Annotated in this window: 3 protein-coding genes and 1 pseudogene; 3 read left to right on the top strand and 1 reads right to left on the bottom strand. The window is 74.9% G+C overall.

What is annotated here, in order from left to right:
* Positions 1-2,694: DEAD/DEAH box helicase (locus tag DKT68_RS04955; RefSeq protein WP_201748900.1), on the top strand; the 2,694-nt coding region annotated here is incomplete at its 5' end.
* On the top strand, positions 2,691-3,626 hold the full coding sequence (locus DKT68_RS04950; RefSeq protein WP_109816238.1) for an SWIM zinc finger family protein: 936 nt from the start codon (positions 2,691-2,693) through the stop codon (positions 3,624-3,626). The genes DKT68_RS04955 and DKT68_RS04950, both read left to right, overlap by 4 nt.
* Positions 3,627-3,630: 4 nt before the next feature.
* Here DKT68_RS04950 and DKT68_RS04945 read toward each other — a convergent pair whose 3' ends face one another.
* A complete protein-coding gene (locus tag DKT68_RS04945) occupies positions 3,631-3,888 on the bottom strand; it encodes a DUF3040 domain-containing protein (protein ID WP_109816237.1) in 258 nt (85 codons plus the stop codon).
* Positions 3,889-4,322: 434 nt separating this feature from the next.
* Here DKT68_RS04945 and DKT68_RS04940 point away from each other — a divergent pair.
* Positions 4,323-4,569, top strand: a pseudogene (locus DKT68_RS04940) (DUF1800 domain-containing protein); the annotation flags it as partial.

The following is a 4,569-nucleotide window of genomic DNA, read 5'->3' as shown; positions in this document are numbered from 1 at the left end:
GTGATGGCCCGCCGGGTGGCGGCCGCCACCGCGTCGGCCGCCACCCGGCGGGCCATCACAGCTTCGGCGGCCACCGCGTCGGCCGCCGTGTCGGACGGCGTTGCCCGCGCCGCCGTGTCGGACCCCGTCGCGCAGGCTGCCCCCGGCCGGGACGGCGCCGAGCTGACGGCCGCCGCGCTGGTCGCGGACGCGCTCGACGCGTTGACCGACGCCGCCGCCCGGGCCGCCCTCGCGTCCACCACGCTGGCCCGAGGGCTGCGACCGGGGGGTCCGGCGCCGGCCTGGCTGGCGGCGCTCGCCGGCCCCCGCCGCGACTTCACCGTCGACCCGGCCGCGCTGGCCTCCCTCCGGGCCGAGCTGGACGCCTGGCAATGCGACGCCGCCGGGGGACCGGTCCGGGCGAGTTTCCGCCTGGTGGAGCCCGCGCCCGACGAGGTCACCGAGCCGATCCTGGCCACCCGCCCGGTCCGGGGCGACCCGGTCGAGGGTGAGCCGGCCGAAGCCGGTCCGACGGTGGTGGAGCCGGTCGGGGCTGGTCGGTGGCGGCTGGAGTTCGGGTTGCAGGCGGCCGACGAGCCGGGCCTGCACGTGGACGCCGGGCAGGTCTGGCGGGCGCCGCAGACCCTCCCTGGACTGGCCGGTCGTACGGCCAGCCCACAGGAGACCCTGCTCGCCGAGCTGGGCCGGGCAAGCCGGCTCTGGCCGGACCTGGACGCCGCGCTGCGCACCGCCGCCCCGGAGGCGATGGAGCTGGACGTCGAGGGGGCGCACCGGTTCCTCAGCGAGGGCGCCCCGGTGCTGCACGCCGCCGGCTTCGGGGTGCTGCTGCCCTCCTGGTGGCAGCGCCCGTCGGCGCGGCTCGGCGCCCGGCTGCGCGCCCGCAGCCGTACCGCGCCCGGCACCGTGGCCGGCGCCGACGCCGGGGTCGGCCTGGACGCGCTGGTCGACTACCGCTGGGAGGTGGCGCTCGGCGAGCACCCGCTGTCCGCCGACGAGTTGGCCGCGCTGGCCGAGCTGAAGACCCCGCTGGTGCGGCTGCGTGGCCGCTGGGTGGAGTTGGACCCGGGGCGGCTCGCCGCCGGGCTGCGCCTGCTCCGCTCGGCCGGCGAGCTGACCGTCGCCGACCTGCTCCGCCTCGGGCTTGCCGACGGCGAGGACACCGGGGCGCTGCCGGTGCTGGAGGTGACCGCCGACGGGGCGCTCGGCGACCTGCTCGCCGGCGCGGTCGAGCGGCGGCTCACCCCGTTGGACCCGCCGCCGGGATTCCAGGGCACGCTGCGGCCGTACCAGCGGCGCGGGTTGGCCTGGCTGGCGTTCCTGCGGTCGCTGGGCCTGGGCGGCGTGCTCGCCGACGACATGGGGCTGGGCAAGACCGTGCAACTGCTCGCGCTGCTGGCCGGGGACCCGCCGGACGCCGGGCCGACGCTGCTGGTCTGTCCGATGTCACTGGTCGGCAACTGGCAGCGGGAGGCGGCACGGTTCACCCCGGGGCTGCGTGTCCACGTACACCATGGCGCGGAGCGGGCCCGGGGGGCGGAGTTCACGGCGGCCGCGCACGGTGCGGACCTGGTCCTCACCACCTACTCGGTGGGCGCTCGCGACGCCGTCGACCTGGCCGGCATCGACTGGCACCGGGTCGTGGTGGACGAGGCGCAGGCGATCAAAAACGCCTCCACCCGGCAGGCCGAGGCGGTCCGTGCGCTCCCCGCCCGGCAGCGGGTGGCGGTGACCGGCACGCCGGTCGAGAACCGGCTCGCCGACCTCTGGTCGATCATGCAGTTCGCGAACCCCGGCCTGCTCGGACCGGCCGCGACGTTCCGCAAGCGGTTTGCGGAGCCGATCGAGCGCCACGGTGACACCGAGGCCGCCGAGCGGCTGCGCCGGATCACCGGTCCGTTCGTGCTGCGCCGGCTCAAGACCGACTCGTCGATCATCTCCGACCTGCCCGAGAAGCTGGAGATGGAGGTGCTCTGCAACCTCACCGCCGAGCAGGCCGCCCTCTACCGGGTGGTGGTCGACGACATGCTCGCCCGGATCGAGTCCAGCGACGGCATCGAACGGCGCGGGCTCGTGCTGGCCACCATGACCCGCCTCAAGCAGGTCTGCAACCACCCGGCCCAGCTGCTGCGTGACGGTTCGCCGCTAGAGGGCCGCTCCGGCAAGCTGGCCCGGCTGACCGAGATCCTGGAGGAGGTGCTGGCCGCGGGGGAGCGGGCGCTGCTGTTCACGCAGTACGCCGAGTTCGGCGCGATGCTGCGCGGTCACCTGTCCGCGCGGTTCGGCCGGGAGGTGCTGTTCCTGCACGGCGGGCTCGGCAAGGCCGAGCGGGACGCCATGGTGCAGCGGTTCCAGTCGGCGGACGGGCCACCGCTGTTCGTGCTCTCCCTCAAGGCCGGTGGCACCGGGCTCACCCTCACCGCCGCCAACCACGTCGTGCACGTGGACCGGTGGTGGAACCCGGCGGTGGAGGACCAGGCCACCGACCGGGCCTTCCGGATCGGGCAGCGCCGGCGGGTGCAGGTACGCAAGTTCGTCTGCGCCGGCACCGTGGAGGAGAAGGTGGCCGCCCTGATCGCCGACAAGCGCAACCTCGCCGAGCGGGTGGTCGGCACCGGCGAGCAGTGGATCACCGAGCTGTCCACCGGGCAGCTGCGCGAGTTGTTCGCGCTGGAGGCCGGGGCGGTGGTGGAGTGAGTCAGCCGACCGGTGACCGGTTCGCCGACTACGGCCGCCCCCGGCGGGTCGACGGTGGCCTGCGGGCGCGCAGCGCCCGGGGAGCGATCGGGCGGTCCTGGTGGTCCCGGCGCTTCCTGGAGGTGCTGGAGTCGTTCGCGCTCGGCACCCGCCTGACCCGCGGCCGGTCGTACGCGCGGAAGGGCCAGGTGCTCCGCCTGGACATCGCTCCCGGGCGGGTCAGCGCCGTCGTGCAGGGCTCCCGGCCGCAGCCGTACCAGGTGTCCATCGCGCTGGCGCCGTTTTCCGCCCCGCTCTGGTCCCGGATCGAGGAGGAGCTGGCCGGGCAGGCGTTCTTCAGCGCCCGGCTGCTCGCCGGGGATCTCCCCGACGAGCTGGAGGAGCTGTTCGCCGCCGCCGGCGCACCGCTCTTCCCGTCCGGTGTGGACGAGTTGACCCAGCGGTGCAGCTGCCCCGACTTCGCGGTGCCGTGCAAGCACCTCGCGGCCACCTTCTACCTGCTGGCCGAGGCGTTCGACGCGGACCCGTTCGAGCTGCTGCACTGGCGCGGCCGGGCCCGAGCGGACCTGCTCGGACGGCTCCGGGCCCGGCGCGCCGAGGCCACCGGCGCGGCGCCGGCGCCCGAACCGGTCGCCGCCCCGGACAGTGAGTCCATCCTGGACGGTGACGGGTCCGCGGCCCTGGCGGACACCCCGGTGGCACCGGCCGGGTCGGCCCGGGCGCTCGCCGGGCTGTCGGCGACGCCGCTGGCCGAGGCGGTGGACCGGTTCTGGCTGCCGCCGGTGCCCCTGCCCGATCGGCCACCGCGGTTGGCGACCGGCCCGGATCTGCTCCTGCGCCAGCTCGGCCCGCCGGCGCCGGCCATCGGCGGGCCGGGACTGCTCGAACGGCTGCGCCGGGCGTACCGGGCTTTCGGCCCGGCCGACCGGTGAGCGGTCACGTCCAGCGGCGGCGGAACCGCCACATGATCGCGGCGTTGGCCACCAGCACCACCGCGCAGATCGCCCCGGCCAGCCGGCCGGCGACCACGGTCATCGCCGGCAGCGACGCCCACAGCAGGATGGTCAACAACATCAGGTAACGGCCTCGACGGGCCCGGACACGGTGATCGAGCCGCTTGAAGAAAGCCGGGTCGCTCTCCCGGAGCTGACGGGTGATCTGGTCGAACCTGCGCTGATCCTCTTTGCTGAGCATGGCGCTGCCTTCCCCTCACGCGTTCAGCGGTTCGGCGGCATACCCGCTGCGGCGGCGGCTCACGCTCGCCCGCTGTTGCTACTTTTCCCTCACTCCCGAGACCACCTCACGTCTGGCTTATCCGAACCTTAAGTTTGCCTGTGGTCGTGAACGCCGCGGAAAGTGTCGCGTACGACGGCCCGGCCCGATCCGTACCCGCTCGGCGCGCGTCCGCCCTGCTGGGGAGGTCTGGCCCGGACGTCCGATCGCGGCACGCGGGCGAGGGGGTGCTGAGCGGTGTCTTAAGTGCCCTCACGAGGGAGTTCAGGCCGCCTTGAAGGCACCTGACCGCTTGGTTACCTTGCCGTAGCAACCCCCTCAGGCAACAGTCGCCGCACCTGCCGCACCTGCCCGGTCGCAGCTTTCCGGCGCTCTTCAGAAATCGGGATTGGTACATGGCCGACCAGAATGTGCCACCACGTCGACCGCGGGACGACCGCGGCTGGGACGGACGCCAGCACCACACCTCGGACGGGTACGGCGAGCCCAACCCGTCCACGCCGTACGGGTACGACTCGCCCCACCCCTACCAGGGCGGCTACCCGGCGCAGGCCGACCCGCGCGAGCAGTACGCCGACGGGTACGGACACGCCGGACAGCCCGCCCCCGGCCCGCGCGGGCCGCAGTGGGTCGGCCCGGAGG

Source organism: Micromonospora acroterricola (genome assembly GCF_003172955.1).
Lineage (GTDB): Bacteria > Actinomycetota > Actinomycetes > Mycobacteriales > Micromonosporaceae > Micromonospora > Micromonospora acroterricola.
Note: the sequence above shows the minus strand (reverse complement) of the source record. Positions and strands in the feature narration are given on the sequence as shown.